Source organism: Pseudoalteromonas haloplanktis ATCC 14393, assembly GCF_000238355.1.
GTDB classification, from domain to species: Bacteria; Pseudomonadota; Gammaproteobacteria; order Enterobacterales; family Alteromonadaceae; genus Pseudoalteromonas; species Pseudoalteromonas haloplanktis.
This window is the reverse complement of sequence record NZ_AHCA01000001.1, coordinates 18446-41077: the sequence shown is the minus strand read 5'-3', so window position 1 is coordinate 41077 and position 22632 is coordinate 18446. Positions and strand designations below refer to the sequence as shown.

13 protein-coding genes are annotated in these 22632 nt (G+C 40.3%); 11 read left to right on the top strand and 2 right to left on the bottom strand.

The features are described from left to right. The first annotated feature begins 1 nt into the window (after nucleotide 1). From PHAL_RS0100115 to PHAL_RS0100070, 10 genes are all read left to right on the top strand, one after another. Nucleotides 2-349, top strand: a complete 348-nt coding sequence (locus PHAL_RS0100115) for a cupin domain-containing protein (RefSeq protein ID WP_016706359.1) — start codon at nucleotides 2-4, stop codon at nucleotides 347-349. Nucleotide 350: 1 nt separating this feature from the next. Then, nucleotides 351-1649: an MFS transporter gene (locus PHAL_RS0100110; protein WP_016706358.1), complete on the top strand. Its 1299-nt coding sequence runs from the start codon at nucleotides 351-353 to the stop codon at nucleotides 1647-1649. Nucleotides 1650-1713: 64 nt separating this feature from the next. Further along, entirely contained in the window at nucleotides 1714-2643 is a 930-nt protein-coding gene (locus PHAL_RS0100105) for a sugar kinase (RefSeq protein ID WP_016706357.1), read from the top strand. Nucleotides 2644-2719: 76 nt separating this feature from the next. Continuing rightward, entirely contained in the window at nucleotides 2720-3340 is a 621-nt protein-coding gene (gene eda / locus PHAL_RS0100100; protein ID WP_016706356.1) for a bifunctional 4-hydroxy-2-oxoglutarate aldolase/2-dehydro-3-deoxy-phosphogluconate aldolase, read from the top strand. Between the two features lie 13 nt (nucleotides 3341-3353). Continuing rightward, nucleotides 3354-4436 (top strand): class II fructose-bisphosphate aldolase, encoded by a 1083-nt coding sequence (gene fbaA, locus PHAL_RS0100095; protein WP_016706355.1) that lies wholly within the window; start codon nucleotides 3354-3356, stop codon nucleotides 4434-4436. Continuing rightward, nucleotides 4433-5401: a class 1 fructose-bisphosphatase gene (locus tag PHAL_RS0100090; RefSeq protein ID WP_016706354.1), complete on the top strand. Its 969-nt coding sequence runs from the start codon at nucleotides 4433-4435 to the stop codon at nucleotides 5399-5401. The genes fbaA and PHAL_RS0100090 overlap by 4 nt, the downstream gene beginning before the upstream one ends. Before the next feature lie 30 nt (nucleotides 5402-5431). Further along, nucleotides 5432-6412, top strand: a complete 981-nt coding sequence (locus PHAL_RS0100085) for a polysaccharide lyase family 7 protein (RefSeq protein ID WP_016706353.1) — start codon at nucleotides 5432-5434, stop codon at nucleotides 6410-6412. 388 nt (nucleotides 6413-6800) lie between these two features. After that, nucleotides 6801-9527 (top strand): hypothetical protein, encoded by a 2727-nt coding sequence (locus tag PHAL_RS0100080; protein WP_016706352.1) that lies wholly within the window; start codon nucleotides 6801-6803, stop codon nucleotides 9525-9527. A 75-nt stretch (nucleotides 9528-9602) separates the two neighbouring features. Further along, the gene (locus PHAL_RS0100075) at nucleotides 9603-12647 is read left to right on the top strand and encodes a TonB-dependent receptor (protein ID WP_016706351.1); all 3045 of its coding nucleotides are present in this window, start codon (nucleotides 9603-9605) and stop codon (nucleotides 12645-12647) included. Nucleotides 12648-13008: 361 nt separating this feature from the next. Next, nucleotides 13009-15963, top strand: coding sequence for a TonB-dependent receptor (locus tag PHAL_RS0100070; RefSeq protein WP_016706350.1), 2955 nt, complete (start codon nucleotides 13009-13011; stop codon nucleotides 15961-15963). Nucleotides 15964-16402: 439 nt separating this feature from the next. Here the strand turns inward: PHAL_RS0100070 and PHAL_RS0100065 are convergent, their stop codons facing one another. Next, nucleotides 16403-17134 (bottom strand): FadR/GntR family transcriptional regulator, encoded by a 732-nt coding sequence (locus PHAL_RS0100065; protein WP_029215947.1) that lies wholly within the window; start codon nucleotides 17132-17134, stop codon nucleotides 16403-16405. 669 nt (nucleotides 17135-17803) lie between these two features. Beyond that, nucleotides 17804-21256, bottom strand: a complete 3453-nt coding sequence (locus PHAL_RS0100060) for a hypothetical protein (RefSeq protein WP_016706348.1) — start codon at nucleotides 21254-21256, stop codon at nucleotides 17804-17806. Between the two features lie 327 nt (nucleotides 21257-21583). Here PHAL_RS0100060 and PHAL_RS0100055 point away from each other — a divergent pair, with 327 nt between their 5' ends. After that, nucleotides 21584-22501: a carbohydrate kinase family protein gene (locus PHAL_RS0100055; RefSeq protein ID WP_016706347.1), complete on the top strand. Its 918-nt coding sequence runs from the start codon at nucleotides 21584-21586 to the stop codon at nucleotides 22499-22501. Nucleotides 22502-22632: the final 131 nt, after the last annotated feature.

Genomic DNA, 22632 nt, shown 5'->3' with positions numbered 1-22632 from the left:
GATGAGCAAGCAAAGTGAGCATTTTACATTTGCCAATGAAGCCGAAATTAAAGACCTAGGTAATGGTTTAAAACGCCAAATGCTAGGCTATAACGAAGAGCTAATGGCGGTAAAAATTTGGTTTGCAGAAGGTGCAATTGGCTATAACCATGCACACCGTCATTCACAAGTTACTTATGTAGTTGAAGGTGAATTTCACTTTAATATTGATGGTGTGACTAAAATTCTAAAGCCAGGCGATAGCTGTTTTATTCCACCGTTTGCCGATCACGGTGCAACGTGTCCTACAGGCGGGATTTTAATTGATACGTTTAGTCCTGCTCGTGAAGATTTTTTAGAGGATGAATAATATGAAACTCCAAGGACTACGTTGGTGGGTGATTGCATTAATTGCACTTGCAACCATCATCAACTACATCGATCGCCAAGCGTTAAGTGTTCTATGGCCTGATATAGTTGAAGAATTATTCCCAGATGAGTCGGCACTTGAACGTAAGCAAATTTATGCCAATATCTCTATTGTGTTTGTATTTGCATACGCATTTGGTCAGGCAATTTTTGGCAAAATATTTGACTGGGTCGGTACACGCTTTGGTTTTGTATTATCAATAGGTGTGTGGTCACTTGCTACTGTCGCTCATGCGTTTGCACAAGGGATACTCAGTTTGAGTATTTTCCGCGCTATTCTTGGTGTTGCTGAAGCTGGTAACTGGCCTGGTGCTGCCAAAGGGAATGCTGAGTGGTTTCCAACTAAAGAGCGTGCTTTAGCACAGGGGATTTTTAACTCTGGAGCTGCGATTGGCGGCATTATTGCTATTCCTCTGATTGCCTATTTGACTGTGTATTTTAGCTGGCAAATGGTTTTTGTGGTTGTGGGCGCAATGGGCTTTTTGTGGTTAGTACCTTGGTTAATATTAGTTAAAGCACCACCAGGCTCTCATCCTTGGCTTACTGAAGAAGAAAAGCACTATATTTTATCTGGCCAACGTCGTGAAATAAATGATGAAGGACAGGAAGAAGAAGAATATAACCCTTCAACCAAAGAACTATTAAGTCGCAAGCAAAGCTGGGGTGTGATCATCGCATCGGCAGCTATTGACCCTATTTGGTGGTTATTCGTGTTCTGGATCCCTATTTATTTAAATGAAGTGTATGGCATGGATGTTAAATCGATAGGTATCTATGGCTGGGTTCCTTATGTTGGTGCAATGTTTGGTGCGTGGTTTGGCGGCTTATTGGCACAAAATCGTTTAAAAGCCGGCTGGAGTACAGATAAAACCCGTAAGCTAACGATTACGCTGGGCTGTTTAATAATGTTGCCTGCATTACTTGCTATGGCAAACCCTGGTGCACCTGTTGTAGCGGTTTTAATTATGGCGGTGATTCTATTTGGTTTCCAAACTGCAATTGGCAATGTGCAGACTTTACCAAGTGATTTATTCGGTAAAAAAGCGGTTGGTACATTGTCAGGTTTCTCTGGAATGGCAGCGAAGCTGGGTGCTGTTGGTTTAACTTCATTAGTGCCTTATTTAACTGCTGGCGGAAACTATACCCCTGCGTTTGTTATTGGTGCTTCATTAGCTATTACCGCAATGCTGGCTGTGTGGATTTTAATTCCAAAAATTGAACCATTAAAAGAACCTAAGTAACGGTTCGTTTAGCGGCAGAGTAACCAATGTCTGCCGCTTACTTACAACAAAGGTAAGTTAAAAAATGAAAAAAATATTCTTTTTAGGTGAGTGTATGGTCGAGCTGAGAGCGGTTGATAATACGACTCTCAACCAAGCATTTGCTGGTGATGTGTATAACTCTGCTGTATACCTAAAACGTTGTTTTAATGAAATTAATTCAGTTATTGTTACTGCGCTGGGTAAAGATGTACTCAGTGAGAAAATGCGACATTGTTTTGCCGCTGAGCAGCTGGGAACGCAATTAGTTTTTGCTCACCCAGAGAAAGTGCCTGGTATGTATTATATCGAAACTGACGAACATGGAGAGCGCAGCTTTACCTATTGGCGAAGCGATTCTGCAGCGCGTAAAGTTGTAGATTTTTTCAATCCTGCAGTCATTGATGAACTCGCCTCTGGTGACATGTTGTTCTTCTCTGGTATTTCACTTGCCGTGATTGAACCTAGAGCACGAGATATATTTTGGCAAACCGTTCGAGATTTAAAAGCGGCGGGTGTTACAGTAGTTTTTGATCCTAACTATAGAGCAAGGTTGTGGCAATCTGTAGAAGAAACAAAGCAACAATATGAGCTTGCATTTAAGTCTGCTGATATCACTTTGCCGGGTGTTGAAGACTTACAGGTATTGTATGGGGTGAACTCGGTAGACGATGTGTTAGCCCATATGAGTCAATTCGATATCAACGAAATTGTTGTAAAAAATGGCCCCGAATCAGTATTAACCTTGGTTGACGGCCAGCTGCAAAGTCATCAGATCACACCGGTGGAAAATGTAGTTGATACAACATCGGCAGGCGATGCATTTAATGGTGTTTACTTAGGTGCACGATTATCCGGGGCTTGTGTTAGCGATGCTGTAAGTAAAGCTGCTAAAGCCGCCGCCATTGTTATTCAGCAACCTGGCGCAATTACCGCAAAAGATATTTTCAATCGGGCAATGGTTGACTCACAGTAATAGAATTTAAACGAAAAGGCTTCAATGGGGTGCCTTTTCGTCTCAACACATAATAAATATTAAGAGAGATATAGCTATGACTCGCTTTACTGAACTCATGTCGGGACAAACACTTCTTCCTTTAATTCAAGCTGATACTGCTGAGCAAGGCGTTAATATAGCCAAAGCAATGGCTGCTGCAGGATTAGGCTTGGTTGAAGTTGTGCTGCGCACCGATGCATCTTTAGCTGCAATTAAAGCTATAAAAGAAGCTGTACCATCGTTAAAAGTGGGTGCTGGCACAGTGATCAATGCTGAAATTTTACAGCAAGCACTTGACGCAGGTTCTGACTTTATTGTTACACCCGCTGTTTCTCCAACCTTGCTTGCGGCGTTGAAAGAATGCCCTGTACCGGTTGTTCCTGGTGTATCTAATACGGCTGATATTTTACTGGCGTTAGAAGCTGGCTTTACAGAGCAAAAGTTATTTCCGGCTTCACTATCAGGCGGCGCACCATTTTTAAAAGCAGTTTCAACCGTGTTCCAAAGTGTCAGTTTTTGTCCGACTGGCGGCGTAAATGCACAAAATAAACACGAATACCTTGCCTTGGATAATGTCATTGCTGTAGGTGGTACGTGGATAGCACCTAAAGAGTGGGTTGAACAAGAGAATTGGCAGGCGATCACTGATGCCTGTGTTGAGGCGAATAAAGCGTAAGGGTCTATGCAGAATGGGTTATCTACTAGCACAAGTAAAACCAGGAGTCATTGTTGGTGATGATGTCACAAAGGTGTATGAACATGCCCGTGAGCATCAATATGCATTACCTGCAGTTAACGTGATCGGCACATCTTCGATTAATGCCACTTTACAAGCGGCAAAAAAAGTACAGTCCCCCGTTATTATTCAGCTTTCGAACGGTGGCGCCCAGTTTTTTTGTGGCAAAGGCCTTGTTTTACCTGAGCAACAAAGTGCTGTGCTTGGTGCTGTAAGTGCGGCTAAGTATGTTCATACTGTTGCTGAGCATTATGGCGTGCCAGTTATGTTGCATACGGACCATGCAGCGAAAAAGTTACTGCCGTGGATTGATGGTTTGTTAGATGAAGGCGAACGTTACTTTCAGCAAACAGGGAAGCCGCTTTTTAGTTCGCATATGATCGACCTTTCTGAAGAGCCATTAGAAGAAAATATAGCTATTTGTGAACGTTATTTAGCACGTATGGCAAAAATAGGCATGACCTTGGAGATTGAGTTAGGTTGCACAGGTGGTGAGGAAGATGGAGTGGATAACAGCCACCTCGATAGTTCTTCTCTTTATACACAACCAGAAGAAGTTGCCTATGCATATGAAAAATTAAGAAAAATCAGCCCTAATTTTATTATTGCAGCTTCATTTGGCAACGTTCATGGTGTTTATAAACCAGGTAACGTTGTGTTGACCCCTAGCATTTTGAAAGACTCCCAAGCTTATGTTTCACAGAAGTTTGGTTTACCGCACAATAGTTTAAATTTTGTTTTCCATGGTGGCAGTGGCTCAGAGCAAGATAAAATTGCAGAGTCACTAACCTATGGCGTAGTGAAAATGAACATTGATACCGATACGCAATGGGCGTGTTGGGATGGTGTGCTGAATTACTATCAAAACAATAAAGAGTACTTACAGGGACAAATAGGTAACCCTGATGGTGACGATAAGCCGAACAAAAAATATTATGATCCGCGAGTTTGGCTAAGTCACGCAGAGCAAAACATGACGATGCGATTATTGCAGTGTTTTACTGATCTTAATTGTGTTAACAGGTACTCATCATGAAACGACTAATTCCAGTGTTAAAAAGCGATGGTGTGGAAACCGATTTAATTATGTTGATCCGCACCATTTTAGCGACCAGTAAAGAAATCGCATTTCGAGTAAGCCAAGGTGAGCTCGCTGGGGTTTTAGGATCGACTTTGGATGAAAATATCCAAGGTGAGGTACAAAAAAAGCTTGATGTGATCGCCAATCAGTTACTTAAAGATATGTTACTTGAGGAAGACTGTGTGGCAGCAGTTGCATCTGAAGAAGAAGATCATGCTGTTCCTGGTAACCCTGCTGGTCGGTATATTGTCGCGTTTGATCCGCTAGATGGTTCCTCAAACATTGATATAAATGGTCAGATAGGGACTATTTTTACTATTTACGAAAAACGTGATGATGTGCCTTATGACAGTGATGAGCAGTTTGTGCAAACAGGTAGCAAGCAGTTATGTGCAGGTTATGTACTGTACGGTCCTGCTACCTTACTAGTGATGAGTACCGGCGGCCCAACTCGTTGTTACACGTTGGACTTAACTCACGGTGGGTTTTTACTAACAACAGAAAAAATGTCAGTCGCACCCGATAGTAAAGAATTTGCAGTCAATATGGCGAATTACCGCTATTGGCATGAAACGATCCAGGCTTACTTTGATAAAGTGCTCTACGCAGGCCCTGAGTTTGAAAAAAGCTCAATGCGATGGAGTGCAGCTATGGTGGGGGATGTTCATCGAATCTTATCAAGAGGCGGTACATTTCTTTACCCTGAAGATAAACGACAAGGTAATGAAAATGGCAAAATAAGATTGCTTTATGAAGCCAACCCTTTGTCGATGTTGATTGAAAACGCCGGTGGGCAAGCGAGCTCTCGCGGTCAGCGAATTTTAACCATAGAGCCGACTAGCCTTCATCAGCGTGTACCCGTTGTAATGGGCTCACCTGCGAGTGTGAGTGTTTTCAATAACGCTGTTTTTGAGCAATAACAAAAGCAGCTTATCCGCGCGGAGAATGCAATGATAAAACACAATATATTTCTGCCTGCATTAACATTATTAGCGACGGTTGCGTGGCATTGTGGTGTGAATGCACAACAGCAAGCAGCTGCTATTCCACAGTCGCACCAGCAATTAACTGCAGGTGTATTGTTAGGTGATTTTACTAAGTTAGATGCAAGTAAAACACCAAGCGAAAACTTTGATTTACTTAATTGGTATTTAACTTTACCCACAGATCTTAATAAAGATCAAAAAGCAGATATCGTTTGGGAAAAGCCATTAAGTGATGGTTTTAAACTAGAGCCATTATTTTACACGGCTGCAGATGGTGGAATGGTATTTGCCTGTCCTAACCAAGGTGCCAAAACCTCTAAAAACACTAAGTATGCCCGTACTGAATTACGTGAAATGCTCAGACGAGGTAACACGCGAGTAAAAACTCAAGGGATCACGGAAAATAATTGGGTATTTAGTTCAGCTCATAGCTCAGTAAAAAGAAAAGCTGGGGCAGTCGAAGGCAGCTTGGAAGCAACGCTCGCAGTTAACCGTGTATCTGTAACCGGAGACATAAAAAAAGTAGGGCGCGTTATTATTGGTCAAATACATGCGACTGATGATGAACCAATCCGCTTATACTATCGTAAGCTACCTGATAATGAGCATGGCGCTATTTATTTTGCTCATGAGATCAACGACGGCGATGATGTATGGGTAGATCTTGTTGGTAGCCGCTCCCACACTTTGGCTGATCCCACTGACGGTATTAAATTAAATGAAAAGTTTAGTTATAAAATTACTGTGGAAAATGATGTTTTGTTTGTAACCTTGATCCGTCAAGGAAAGCCTAACATTACTAAATCTATGGATATGAGTGATAGCGGTTATAGCAAAAACAATCAATATATGTACTTTAAAGCCGGTGTTTATAACCAAAACAACACAGGCAACCCCCAAGATTATGTTCAAGCTACTTTTTATCATTTAAGTAACCAACACTAAAAGCCCTCCAAAAGGTAAACAAAGTACAGAGTGCGCTGTTTACCTTTTAGCTCCCCGTTCAAAAAGCGTTTTATCCCATTATTAAAATTACATTCTGGTTAATATTAATTGGTAATAACAGTGTGCTTACCTTGTTGGTGAGTTGTCACTGCTTATTGGTCATACCCGATGTTGTAGTGGTTTTCTGACTTTTAGCAGTGGTGTGAATTAAATGTTATGTTTTTTGAGCGGATATAGTGGTAAATTCTTTTCGATTATGGTTATATTACCAAACAAGTTAACAATTCATTATAAAATTGACTTTTTGGTAATAATTTTAAGCTGTATTTTGGTAATAACACACAATAACTATTAGAGATTAAACCATGAATTTGGAGAATAGAGCCATATGAACTTAAAAAACTTTGCACTTTGTGCCGTCGCGCTGGCAATTGTAGGTTGTAATTCAGACTCGAAAAATAATGATAACACTTTGGGCTCTATTGCTCTAACTGGTACTCCCCTGTCTGGCGAAACGTTAAACACGTCTGTTACTGATGCTGATGGTATCTCAGGAGATATCAATTATTACTGGTATGCAGATGGTCAATTAATTGCAGGTGCGAACAGCGCATCATTCACACTTACTGATGAACAAGTTGGCTTTGCGATTTCAGCTCAGGCAAGCTACACCGATAATGGCGGCACGAATGAATCGCGCGTTAGTAACGCTACCGCAGAGGTTGCCGCAATTGCTTATGATGCAGCAGTCGCCATTACTGGTAATGCATTGATTGGTTCTACCCTTACAGCCACAGTCAGTGATCAAAACGGTTTTGATAGTGAAACCGTTGCTTATGCTTGGTTTGCTGATGGTGTGCAAATTGATGGTGAAGTATTACCTGAGCTGGTATTAACTGAAGCACATGTCGGTGCCGTGATCACGGTAACTGCAACATTTGTAGATGATCGTGGGTTTAGTGAGTCAGCAACGTCTGCTGCTACCAGCGCGGTTGAGCGAGTTAACGCTCAAGGAATGGTAACAATTAATGGCACACCCACTATTGGTAATACAATGGTTGCAGTAGTTAGCGATGAAGACGGTGCAAGTGGCACAATCACTTACCAATGGTTAGCGGATGATGTTGCTATTAGTGGTGAAACTGCAAGCGAATATATTGTTTCACCAGCGCAATTAGGCCAAGTCATTACGGTAAAAGTTAGCTATACCGATGACAATGGTTTTACAGAAGAAAATGTCTCGGCAGCGACATTAGCGGTATCGGAAGAAGCGGTTAATATCGATGGTACGCTCAATATTATTGGTTCTGCGCCATATTTATCAAACGCCGTGTTAACTGCAGAATTGGTTGAGCAAAATGGTTTTGATGAAGCGGGTGTCACTTATACATGGGCCGCTGACGGTGTTGAGATTGCCAACAGTAACAGTAAAACGTTTACACCCACTGATTATGCAGGAGCGATAATATCTGTAACTGCAAGCTATACTGATAATGATGGCTACCCAGAAACAGTGACTGGCTCACTTGACTCATTAGTTTATACGCAAGTGGTTAATAACGCTGCTGAGTTGGCTACCGCATTAAATGGTGTGGTAGCGGGGTCAGTGATTGGTTTGAACTCAAATCAATACGCCGATCCAGCTGAAATACTATTAACAAACGCTGTTACTATTCGTGCTGTTGAAGGGCAAACACCGGTTATTTTAGGTGAAGCGTGTATCCATGTAGCTGCGGGAGTTGATGGTGCCGCTGTGACTGGCCTTACTTTTAAAAACATAGATACGAAAGCAAGTTCATTTTGTTCCAATGAAGAAAATGCGGTTATCTATTCAGAAGGAGATAACTTTGTTTTCTCTGAAAACACCATGGATGGCGACCAAGCTGATTTAAATAAAACTGATTATCATTGGCTGGTGTTAAAAGGTAATTCAGCACTCGTAGAGCGCAATACCTTTAGTAATCGTAATAATGCGGCAAAAGGGTCAGTGATTAAAATGGCTTCATCGAGTGCTAATCACCTTGTACAGTACAATTTGTTTGGTGAGAGTATTAACCCTAATTATGCTGATTCTAGCTTATTATTATTAAATGTAGGTAGTACCACAGGTACTGATGCAGCTGATACAGCAAATTTCACTATTCAATACAATCGCATTGATAACTTTGTATCTGGCCGACGTTTAATGCGCGTGCAAACATCTGGCGCGAAAATTCACGGTAATACAATTATCAACCCTAACGGCGCAATTTCGTTAGAAGACGGTGCATTTAATACCGTAAGCGATAACATTATCATTCGCACTACAGATGTTAAAGATAGTAATGATCGTCCTAGTGGTGTGTTAGTAACACCTTTAGGTCATAAAATTACTAATAACTATATTGCGGGTATTCGTGCTGATGGTAAAGAAACAGGAGGCATTGTATTTACACCAAACCCATTCTCACAAGCTACGGGTGGTGTGCCAAATTCGGGCAACCAAGCAATTCTTGATGGCTCAGGTGATTTTACGCTTTCTGTAAAAAATAACACTGTGCTTAACTCTATCCAACCTATTGTGTTTAGTACTGAAGTAGGCTCTAAAGCGGGGGTTGGCGACTGTGATGAACTAACTCCTGATAACAATGCCGTACTTTATGGCTTAACAAAGAACTTCTTTAAAATTAATTTTGACGCTAACTTAATTGCTAATGGTGTTGGTGAAAAAGACAATTCACTAGCAACAAGCCAAGGTTACTTTCTAAACTTTGATTATGCTTCTTCACCTAGCGCCCATGCTTTTGAATATGATTGTGACTTAATTAATCACACCGTTTCTAACTTCTCAAATAACTATGGTTTCACAGATAGTTATGCATCTGGTGATGTTGAAGATGACTTCTGGGTAGATTTTAGAAAAGAAAATGGCAATGGTAATTTTGATTCTGATGGTGCCGTCGACCAAGACCCAGCAGCCAACGGTAAAGAAGCGCCCGCACTTATCACCGCAGATAATACATTAACTGAAACAGAGCTTAGTGGTGCTCAAGCAATCGCTGGTGCTAAAGGCCTACACTATATTCAAGCCTCAGAAGTGGGTGTTGGTTCTACTTGGAAAGTACAACCTGAGTAAGTACCGCACTTATTTTTAGACAACATAAAAAGGTAGCGACAAGCTACCTTATATAATAACAACGGAGATCTCGACATGTCGTTGAACAAAGAACACACAAAGATTACTGAATTACATATACAGGAACGCACTCGGTTTGCACTGCGTCCTGTTGCTAAGTTAGTTAAAGCCACAATGTTTGCCGGTGTGGCAGGTTCGCTTGCATTTAGCGCTCATGCACAGGAAGCGCCTGCACAAAACGTGGCGGCTGAAGATGATGGCATTGAAATTATTAGTGTAACGGGTTCACGTAGAACGATTCAAAATCAAATCGCGATTAAACGTGAAGCAACGACTGTAGTAGATGGTCTGTCTGCTGATGACATTGGTGATTTACCAGCGCTTTCTATCGGTGAAGCACTTGAGTCAATCACAGGGGCTGCATCACACCGTGAAAATGGTGGTGCGACTGAAATTACGATTCGTGGTTTAGGCCCATTCCTAAGCGCAACGCATATTAACGGTCGTGAAGCGACAAATGGTAGTGGTGATCGCTCAGTAAACTTCTCACAGTTTCCATCAGAGTTAGTTAAAAAAATAGCGATTTATAAGACCCAAGATGCATCAATGATTGAAGGTGGTGTAGCGGGTGTTATTGCACTTGAGACAGTTCAGCCACTTGATTTTGGTAAGCAGCGCATTCAAGGTGAAGTTAAAGTCAACTACAACCCTGATGAAAGTAATGTAGAGAACTCATTACAAAGTGATGTGGGCTTTCGCGGTACTTTTAGTTATGTAGATCAGTTTGAGTTTGATAATGGTCAAGCTGTAGGTGTGTCGTTTGGCGTGCAGCGTCAAGACATCAGTCAACCAGAAGCGGAATACAGAAGTTCAAGCCCAACTGGCTCTTCATTATGGGCGTGTTTAAACGATCCAACCAATACCAATGAAGGTTTCTATCGCAGTAGTGCTGGTGATTGTGAAGATCAGGTAAGTGGAAGTAGCAATCAAGGCTATCAGACCGCGATTGATCCAGATACAGGAAAAGCTCAAAGCGATGGTACACCTTATGCGTGGACCGGCAGTAGCCGCAGTTTCCGTCAAAATGAAACATCAGACGAACGTGATGCAATCTTTATGGCGGTACAATACCAACCTTCAGATGTATTGGATATCAACTTAGATGCGCAGATTTCTGATAGAACTCAAGCAGAAGCTCGCCATGATTTACTTTTCTTACAAAAACGTGCGACACCTGGCATCACCGGCCCTTCGTTGGTGACTAACCAAGCAGGTGGTATTTTACATTGGGAAGGTGAAGAGCGAATTGAATCTGCAGGCGAGCAATTTTCTCGTGAAGAAAATTACCGTGGCTATGGCTTGAATGTAGATTATCAAGCGACAGATAACCTAAATTTAAATTTTGATGTTTCTTACTCACAAACTAAGCGTGAAGAGTTGCAAATTTCAAACCGTGGTAGAACTGTTGACCGCCCATTCTTTAGCTGGGATATGGGAGAGCATATTCCACACTTTACACTTACTGATTTTGATGTAACGGATATTTCAAATTATACCGATAGCCTACGTACACGTCTTGACCGCGAAAATGCGCGTGAAAATGAAGTTATCGGTGCACGCGTTGATTTTGAATACACATTAGGTGGCGACGTATTTACCAGTATCCAAGGTGGTGTAAGAACCTCAGAGCTGACGTTTGTGCAATATGGTGGTAATCAAGGTAATGGTTCTCGTACTGAATATACACTGGATGAGAGTGTGACGCCTGCGTTAGATGTACTACAAAGCTGCCAAATTGATTTCCCTGAATCAGGCTTTTTATCAAGTGTGTCAGATGGTGATATCCTGACTCATGTAGATAGCGATGGTAACGTAGTTGCTAGCGGCACAGGTTCATCATGGGCAACCTATGACAATGTCTGTTTTTCACAAGCACTGGCAGCATCTAATGGCGGTGCGTTTGCTTACCCAGAACTTGAGTATGAAAATGCAGGTACTATTGATGTAACAGAAAAAACCACCTCAGTTTACTTAATGGCGAATTATGACACTGAAATGTTCGGCAAATATATTCGTGGTAACTTTGGTGTGCGTGTAGTTGATACTGATGTTACATCATTAGGTTTTAGAAACACCTTTGAAGTAGTTACGAATGAAGATGGTTCATTGACACTCGTGCCTGGTGAATCGCTTGAGCAAATTGAAGGCGGTGGTGGTTACACTGAAGTACTACCCAGCTTCAACCTTGTAGTCGATTACAGTGAAGATATTTTATTACGTGGTGGTATATACCGTGGTATGTCACGTCCTGATCCAGCGAACTTAGGTTATAGCCGTACTTTCCAAACGGATGAAGAATCGGCACCAACATCACTTGGTGACTTATTCGTAGGTGTAAATGGTTCTGGTAACCCTAACACGCAACCGTTAATGTCTTGGAACTACGATGCTGCTTTTGAATGGTATCCTAATGAAGATGCTATCTTCGCCTTTGGTGTTTACTATAAACAATTCCAAGGTGGATTCCAGCAACAAACGGTATTAGAAGACTTTATCGTTGGCGGGCAAACGGTAACATTGCCAATTACTAACTCTGTAACCACAGATGAAGAAAGTGACCTATTTGGTATTGAAACCTCAATCACCTATCGTTGGGATAGCGGTATTGGTATTAAGCTTGGTTATAACTATGCTGATACAGACATGGAGTATGAAGACAGTTTATATGGTGATACTTACGTTACTGACTTAGATGGTAATACAACTCAGCTAACAGCTGGTATTGTATCACCTGCATCGGTACCTGGTTTCTCAAAGCATGTACTGAGCAGCCAGTTGTATTATCAAATTGGCGATTTCGATACAGCGATTATCTATAAATATCGTAGTGAGTATTTCCAACCTTACACGAGTAACTCAACCCGTTTACGTTATGTTGATGCGGTTGGTGTATGGGAAGCGCGTGCATCATATAAAGTTAATGAACATGTACGAGTTAAACTCGAAGCAATTAACTTATTTAGCCAGCCTAAATCTCAAGATTACTTTACTGAAGGTAACCTAGGTGAAGTTAATGATTATGGCCCTCGCTTATTTGCAGGGGTATCTTTCAAGTTTTAATTAGTTGAAAGTAAACAAAAAAGGCGGGTAACCGCCTTTTTTTACAACTAAAAATAATTGGTTAGCCAATTTATGTTGTGAAGCCTTTATAACCGCTACATTAGTCTTATAACATAAAACTTTTCCTGCTCCACAAAAAAACAAATCCTAATTTGATGTTAATAATCAATTGGTTATTAAAGGTTTTTGTTAGTTTGTATTATTGGTAATAACAATTGGTTGATGTTTTTTTAAAATGTTATTACCAAAGGGGTTGATCTTTTTTCATTCAGGTGTAATTATTTGGTTAACCTTTTGTGAAGGCAAACGGTAACAAGACAACAAGTAAATAAACATAGCATTCGATCACACAGGAAAAACTATGAAGCACAAATTATCTAGCGTTACATTAGCGATACTTTCAGCTACGGCATTAAATGTTGCATCAGCACAAGAAACAGAAAAACAAGTTGCAGATGATGTCGAAATAATTGAAGTATCAGGGATTAGACAATCACTCACCAATGCTTTGGCAGAGAAGCGTTCAGCAGATAGCCTTGTTGAAGTTATTCAAGCTGTTGATATTGGTAAAATGCCAGATCAAAACTTAGCAGAGGTATTAGAAAACATTACAGGCGTACAGATCACCCGTGAAGCGGGTGTTGGTACAGGCGTTCAAATTCGTGGTACTAATGCCAATCGTACAGAAATAAATGGGGTATCGACTGTTGGTTCAGGTTCAGGACGTACTGGTATTAGTTTTGAAGATGTTTCTGCATCGATGATCTCTGCTGTTGAGGTGATTAAATCACCACAAGCAAAAACAATCGAAGGCTCTGTTGGTGGAACTATTAATTTACGTACAATTCGCCCACTGCAGTTAGATGGCACGCTAGGATCGTTTCGTATTCAAGGTGAAGATAGCAGCTTATCAACTGATGGTATTAAACCGCGTGTATCAGCTGCGTGGGGAGATAACTGGGAATTAGACTCAGGTGGTGAATTTGGTGTGGTATTGAGTGCCAGCTACGCCGAGCAAGATGTAACCGCATTTCGCCCACGTGCAGACCGCGACAATGTTGTAGCAGCTGATAGTGGTGCGGCAAGTGCACAATCTTTCGATTTCTTACCAATCCAATTTTTGATTCAAGATTATGATAACTATGAATCAGAAACCATGAACTTTGCAGGTAGCTTAGAGTGGGCGCCGACTAGTAATACAAAATTCTTTTTTGATGCCGTAGTGAATGACCAAGACCGCCGTCAAGAGAGCTCGCGTGTGCAAGCATCAGGCGTAAGTGATTTACGCAATGTATCTGTGCCAACTGAGTTTGAAGATGTTAATTTTGGTGTCTTAGATGGTCAAGACTTAGGCAGCATAAAAGCGGCATTAAAAGGTGTGATCCCAGTTGAAGATGGTGGTGGTGATGCTAACTTACGTTTTTCAAGTGACACAAACTCACGCCAAACAGATAGCCAAATATTTAGACTTGGTGGTGAGTGGCAAGGCGATGACTTACTATTTAGCGTAGAAGCTTCAACTTCTCGTTCTAATTCAACAACACCGAGTTTCAACACAACATTAAACTTTATTAACCCTAATGTTGCTGTGAACGATTCGAATGAAAATGGTACACCATTTGAGTATGACTTAAGTGGCGGGGCATTGGCGTTTGGTATTGCTCAAAGTGAAGCAAATGCACCAACAAGTGCTCAGCTTTTAGACCCAGCTAATGTTGTATTACGTGATGTTAACCAAGGACGTGATACCACAGAAAACCAAGAAGATGCATTCAGAGCTGATTTTACTTATTATTTTGATGAGCTTATTAGATCTGTTGACTTTGGTTATCGCTATAACAAGTCAAGCAGCACATCAGACCAAATTCGTGATAATGTTGGTTTGAGAAGTATGGCTGAGAGCCCAACGGGTGACTTATTTGCAGAACTATTGGTAGCGGGTCCTGATAACTTTAACGCTGCAGATGGTCGTTCTTTATTTATTAAAGACTTCTTATTAGTGAATCCTGAGCTGGCCGGCTCTAACCCTGATTATGTGCTTGATGTATTAAACGATGCAATCGTTGCTAACAATGCCATCACAGGCTCTGATCGTGCACCAATCAGTTCACCTACATCACAAGTTAGTGCGTTCTTTGATATTGAAGAGACCACACATGCATTATACGCACAGGCAAACTTTGAATATGAAATGTTCCGCGGTAACTTTGGTGTACGTTACTTACAAACAGATATCACCTCTACTGGTAATTCAGTAACAATTGATGGCAATGGCGATCAAGTCGTTTCGCAGATTGTGTCTGAGGCTGATTATGATTTCTTATTACCACGTATAAATATTATTGCTGACGTTGCTGAAGACTTAATTGTTCGCCTTGGTTGGTCAAAAGATATTCGTCGTCCTGATTACGATGACCTATCTACCTCAGTTTCATATAGCACAAGCCCAAATACAGCGGTAGCTATTGGTAATCCGGGTTTAGAGCCAGAAGAAGTAACTTCATTTGATATCTCTACTGAATGGTATTTCGCACCATCAGCATTAGTGAGTGTAGGCTATTTCCATAAAAAACGTGAAGACTTACATGTAACTAAGCAAGTTGACCCATACGAAGATCCAGCGACGGGTTTCCGCGACACCACAGGTCCTGCTTGTGAAGGTGGTGGTACATTTAACCCTATTGCCGATATCAATGTATTTGGTCCTGAGCCTGGTGTAGGTGTATGTGTACCAACACAAACAACCGTGAATGATTCAGATACTCGTACACAACAAGGTATTGAACTTGCGTTTCAGTATGATTTATCTAGCTTTGAGAGTGACTTAGGCTGGGCATCTGGATTTGGTGTAATGGCAAATTATACGTATCAAGAGTCATCAGGTGGTGAAGCAATTGATAATGCGATAAGCCGTGCTAATGCAGTATTCGCACTGACTACAGGTATCTCAGACATTGAAGTTTCAGCTAAACAACCGTTGATAGATTTATCTGAAAATGCCTATAACTTTACTTTGTACTATGAAAAATATGGTTTCTCAGCGCGTGCACGTTATACATGGCGTGAAGGTTATCGCTCAGAAGACTTCGGTAGTACATCAAGTTACCCATGGGGTTTCCCAGTGGTACAAGAAGACCGTGGGCAGCTGAATGCGAGTGTGAGCTACGATGTTAATGATCAGCTCAATATTGGTGTTGAAGCAGTTAACTTAACTGAATCAGAAGTAAGCCAGTCTTGTGTAAATGGTGGTTCGCTATTGTGTTACCAAGGTTTAACTGACCGCCGTATCACCTTTGGTGTGAGCTACCGTTTTTAAAAACAGTGTGTGAGAGTATCAATTAGGATAATTGATATTAAAGCAAGCCTTTATTAAGGCTTGCTTTTTTTTGTTCTCAGCCCTAAACCACTTTTTAATCTATTAAGTTACTGAACAGTTATAGCAACACAAGTTGCTAGGTATTACTGTCGCACAATGATTTATACCAATCGACTTAAATATTTAACCATTCTAGCGGGCTAAATAAAGCGCTAACTGCGTTATAAATTTTTCATGTAGAACAACTACATGTCAAAATTTATGCCTTGTTATCACTCCATTTATCTGTCGCTATAAATGGTCAGTAACTTAACACGATTGGTATTATTTTTAGCTTAGTCGCAGAATATATCAGGGGATTTAGTGCAGATATAGAACGACAAGGATACAAATAGATAAAGGCACAGTAATGTGCCTTTTAAGGGGATTTAAATTTCTTTTACTGTGTTAAATGAGAGATAGAATACAAACCACGTGTTTCACTGGTTTTACGCTTTATTTCTTCCAATGCTTTTTTCTCACTGGCAGCGAAAAGCGCATTGATCAGGCGGTTAAAGTGATTATGCATCGCTTTACGCGCCGCTGATGAATCATGACTTGCGATAGCGTCATAGATAGATGTGTGCTCTTGTAAACGTTGTTCATCACTTTGTGAACATACATCATCATAAGCCGCAATAATTTGCGATTCAGTGCGCCTGAGCTTCCATAAATTTTGGATAGACATAACAATAGCGTTATTGCGCGTTGATTTTGCAATTATTTCATGAAAACGTTGATCTGCCTCAATAGCAAGCTCAGGTATTTGCATATCGGCTAGGCTTTGCTTTAAAGCAGCCAGCTCGTGCTCTTGAATTGTTGCTGCGGCTAATGCAGCTGCCTCTGCCTCAACTAATGCTCTTGCCTGCGTCAATTCAAATGCACTGATAGGTTGGTCGCTAACGGTAACTTTGTTGCTATCAGTGACAAAAACCCCAGAGCCTGTTTTTACTTCAACACGACCTCTGACTTCAAGCGCGATAATCGCTTCGCGAATTGTTGGCCTACTTACTTGGTGAGTTTCTGCTAATTCACGTTCTGCTGGTAAGCGGCTACCAACATGATAGACACCTTGATCTATCGCGGCTTCTAACTTATCAACAACGTTCCAAAAACGTCTGCGCCTCTTCATTTTACATTCCCCATTTTTTATATACTGCGATTGCATGTTAGTGAGTTAAATTAGTAAGCGACAGATAAAGAGAAAATTACGTCGCTTAATTGGTAAATAAATTGGTAAAAAAACAACCTTAATTGGTAAGTTACCTTTCTTATTTTACCTTGTCAATTTGCTTTTGTTTTTTATTTAACACAAGGCGTTAGCATTGATTAAAATTATCTAAGTTAATTAAGTATTATTATCATTTTAAACACTTTTAATCGCTAAATATGGCTAATAATTTTCCACCTCTACAGGCTTGATTTCCTTGTAATGGTACAGCATTTACCGCAGCAAATCACTTCTGCTTAGTCATAAGTAATTAATAAATGCTTTCTCGCACTAAGTAGCGAAAATTCTATTTAATTATAGAGTAAATAAACATAATTATTGGCCAGTAAAGTTAATCTTAGAGCGTGCATTAGTTCTGATGATTTGATCTATAAATGTGAATGGATTTTGAATTTCCATATATATTATATTAATCAACAAAATCATTGTCATATTTAAATTGGGTTTAAGAAGTAGATTTAAATAAAAAGGTCATGTAGATAGCGCTGCTAGCTTGGTGAACTAAATGTTTTAAAGTTGAACTCTTAAGAAACCTCTGAGGTTCTAGTTAAAAACCTCAGAGGTAGTTTATTAAGGTTTTGTTGCCTCAGTGAAACGCGTCATTTCACTTATATTAAGTGTGCCTTGTTTACTATAGATGCCAACTTGACGTTTGTCTAAATCATAAAGTCTAAAGCTTAGTGCTCTAAAATCATTGATATATGCGGTGCCAAAGCCACTTTCTGGTTGTAAAAGAAGATCCACTGTTATGCCCTGTTTTAAATCAATTGGAACGACAACTTGTGAGTCTATTCGGCTTTCTGAAGTAGGTGCTGATTGCTCACCCAGTACCGCAGGTAATGCTGCTGCTCTAAATTCATCAGCTAGAAGGTAAGCTAAGCTGTTGTCTGAGCCGTCGTCATTATGTAGATCAATAAACTGTATAAAGGCTGTTTTTCCAATGAACTCTTCAACATCCCAGGTTGTCCACTGTATGCTGAGTTTATTATTCTCATCGGGTTGCGTATCTTTACCTGATTGACTGCGTACAATTTGGCCGTCAACTACAAGCACAACTGCAGTTGCTTTTGGATGGTCGAACTGGTTTGAACCCCCACCTATTTTGAAATTAATATATTGCTGTGAGATCACAAATGACGGGCTATCCATTGTTCCTGTTGCAGAATTTCCGATCCAGCCTAATGCTGTGCCATCTTCATCAAAGCCATCTGCAAAACTCGAGAAAACTCGTTCGCCAACATTGTTGCTTACATCGCCACCCCACCAACCTCCATCTAGCTTAGAAAAGTCTCCGGTTAGATTAGTAAAACCGTGGGCTGCTAGGGTGTTATAACCGCCGCAGCAAAATTCAAAACCAGCTATATGCTGAGTTAGATCTTCTTCACGACGGAATAAAGGTTCACCTTCTAGTTCAGGTGTGAGGGTGACGTTAGAGCTTGATTGAGAGAGTGAATCGCCGAAATAAAAAGTGGCTGTTTCTGTGGCTGTGTTTATTTCTATACTAGCCGTTTGCGTACTCTCTTCATAGGCAGGAAAGACCAGAGCAAATCGGTTGTCGGTATCGTCACTTGAAATATTAAAATGAAGACGGTTGATTTTATTGTTACTACCTAGTAGCACTTGATCACCTGGTGAAACCAATAGTGAATTATCATTATTGGTTTGTGCTGATTGGGTTTGTGTATCTTCATCTACTGGTGTAGCTAATGCGCTTAAGTACTGCTCAGGTATTGATACCGCTAGTTCTCCCGATTCAGTCATTGATATTTGATGGATTGCTAAGTCACCGCCAAAATCAGCGCGGCCTATATTCGAACGAGTATTTTTATGGGCAACCCAACCAAACATCAAGGTTTGAGTAGGGGAGCTTGTAGTTCTCCCTGCATAGTAAAATTCTCCATCGAGTGAAGGGTATTTACCAGTTATCCACGAGTCTTCATTTTTTACTAAATATTTTACATCTCGCTCATGATCATTTTGATCAGAATAAATGATTGCTTGTCCGTTATTGAAACTCACCCAATCAGGAACTTCAAAGTTAAGTGGTTTATCTGCAGTATAAATCGGCTGTTGTGCCTGCCAAGTTTTGAGATCGCTAGAAGTATAAAGAGCAATAGCTGCATCTTCGTTATAGCGGCTCGTTAATAACATCCAGTAGTTGTTAGTTTGTTCATTATAAAAGACTTCAGGATCACGAAAATCAAAGTCGCTGTATGATCCTGTACCACTGAATGTGTTATTAACTTGCTTTTCCCATTTAGTCAGCGTGTTATCTGTTGCTGTTGCATGCATAACAGCTTCAACAGGAGAGAAATCGAGGTTATGTCCTGAGTAAAATAAATGAGCCATGTTGTCATTATCTTTAATAACACTCCCAGAGCCCGTCCACTGGTCTTGTGTTTGTGCATCGCCCGTCGCTTCTAGCACTCGTTGTGGAAAAGTACCGTTAATTAAATCCGTAGTACGCGTTAGATACCAATCATGAAATGCTGTGTCAATTAAGTAATAAATATAAAACTCACCGTTTAAAAATACCGGGTTAGGGTCTGCCATAGTTAATGGTAACGGTATCGAGTGTTGATTCAGTTGGGTGACGATACTTTCACTTGAAGGCTCAACGGCGGCATAATCGGATAATTTAAATTCATCTGCCATAATAAAAGCCAGTGCTGCTTCGTCAGCAGTGTTATCTTGGTCAATGATTTCAATAACAGCCGTTTCACCGATTAAGCTATTAACATCCCAAGTAAACCAGTCGAGCTTGTCTGATAGCCCGTTACCTGTAGCATGCCTAACTATTTTGCCATTTATTCGTAGGACAATTGCCGTTGCTTTTTCACTATCAAATGTGTTTGTACCACCGCCAATTAGAAAGTTAATATAACTATGTGTAATCGTGAATGGGGGTGAAGATAGCGTGCCAGTGGCTTCGTTTCCAATCCAACCTAGCTGGGTCCCGTCAGCGAGGAAACCATCCGCTCTACTAGAAAAAATTCTTTCACCAACATGATTCGTGATGTCTGCAGCCCACCAACCACCATCTAATTTGGCCATATCGCCAGTCGCTCTAAAATCATGATTTGCATAGGTATTAAATTTACCGCAACAGAATTCAAATCCCGCAATATTCTGTTCTGCATTTGACACGCGAGAAAATGCGGTTTGACCCGTACTCGCAGGCGCAGTGGTTGTTTGTATAGCCTTTATTAATTTACTATTTTGACTAGGCACTTTGGCTGCACTGTCAGCTTGGCGAATTTCGTCGACCAATAAATAAGGTAAGTCAGTATCTGAATTATCATCAGAGTGATGATCAATAAATTTAATTTGCGCTTGTTGAGAGTTAAACTCTCTAACATCCCATGTTTGCCAATCAACTTGCATAGCAGCATTGGTTCCACTTGCTTGGCGAACTATCTTATTATCAATTAAAAGCGCAATTGCAGTTGTATTAGCGTCTGTTACACCATTATTACCACCACCAATTAAAAAATTGATATAGTTTGATTGTATTGTAAATTTAGGACTTACCATCGAACCTGTCGACGCAAAGCCTAGTTGGCCAAGTGCCTCACCTTCTAAGTTAAAGCCATCTGCAAAACTAGAAAATACGCGCTCACCTAAGTGACCTGAGATATCTGCAGCCCAAAAACCACCGTCTAACTGTGCAAAATCACCTGTTAGCTTATCAAACCCGTGAGCTTGATAAGTGTTATAACCACCACAACAAAATTCAAAGCCAGACAGTGCTTGCTCAGAATTTTCTGGGTTGAAAAATAATGGCTGACCTTCGCTTTCTGGGTTGCTGGTTATTGGAATGTCATCTGTATTTGCCTCGTCATCGCTATCATTTTCATTTTTATTTATGACGTCATCTACAGTTTGTCCGTCTTCAAGAATGATGAGTGCATAATCATCTTCTTGTTGGGTTTTGTTATCACCAGAGCAAGCCGCTGTTAAAGATAGTAATACCGCAAGCCCTGTTTTTTTCCAGCAAAGAGTGATGTTTTGCTTTGTTTTCATGTTAATTCCTCGACAACTTTTTGTTGTGCTTGTGTGTGATTGTTTTTATTAATCAATTAATTAGACAAGAGCTGCGTTAGTTGCGAGTAGCTTTTTTGCCATTAATAAAAGGCTAATTCAGCAAATAAACAACGTTGTCTTTTTTTAAGGTAGATGGTATCTTTATTTTTTGCAACATGAATTTTACATAATAATCTTAATCATGTTGCGAGAACAACTTTACTATTCGTCGCCATTTCCCTTGACTTGGCTCGAAGATATCGTTGCTGATTTATGGTGTAAAAACTTATTTGGCAAATGACCTAAATAATATAAGAGGGCAACTCGGTGAGTATTGTAATAAGCAAAAAAAGAGCTGAAGAAATCAATTTAACATGTTTTGGTGAAGTGCTATGGGACTGTTTTGATTCTGGTAAGCGTTTAGGTGGTGCGCCATTAAATATGTGTTTTCGCTTTAATTCACTTGGTTTAAAAGCGCATATGATTAGCGCGGTTGGAAACGATGAATTAGGTCAAGCATTACTATCTGAAATTAACGAAAAAGGGCTCTCTACAGAATTAATTTCTGTTCATGAATCTAAGCCAACAAGTCTTGTTGAAGTGGTACTTGATAAAAATGGTTCTGCTCAGTATCAAATTATTACAGATACAGCTTGGGATAATATTAGTTTAACTGAGCAGATCAGGAATACAGTTAAAAATACTGATATCTTTGTTTTTGGTAGCTTAATTGCTAGAACTGAGGGGTCTTTTAATACCTTAAATCAACTGCTAGCTGACGCGAACTTTAAAGTTTTTGATGTTAATTTACGTGCACCTCACTATCAATTAGAAAAATTAGTCGCTTTAATGAATCAAGCTGATTTCATTAAGCTCAATGACGATGAGTTATATGAGATTGCTAAGTTAATGGGGAGTAAATATCATTCACTTGAACAGAATTTAGCATTTATAGCTAAACAAACACATACAGACTATTTATGTGTTACCAAAGGGAATCACGGGGCTTTGCTGTCTATAAAAGGTAAAAACTATTATAACTCAGGTTATCACGTTGATGTAGTTGATACGGTTGGAGCTGGGGATTCTTTTTTAGGCTCACTTATATATCAACTCTGCATGGAAAGCCCACCACAACAAGCTATAAATTTTGCTTGTGCTGTTGGGGCAATGGTCGCTCAACAACAAGGGGCTACGCCAATTTTATCTCATCAATTAATAAATGCATTTATTGAACCGCAATAAAGAACAATAGCGTCTTAGAGTAAAGATATCCTAAAAGAATTTGTAATTTATGTTGAAGTTATGTTTTCTTAGTGTTAAAAAGACAACGTTGTTTAAAATGAGCTGGAAGTATTATCGTTTTACTCACCTAG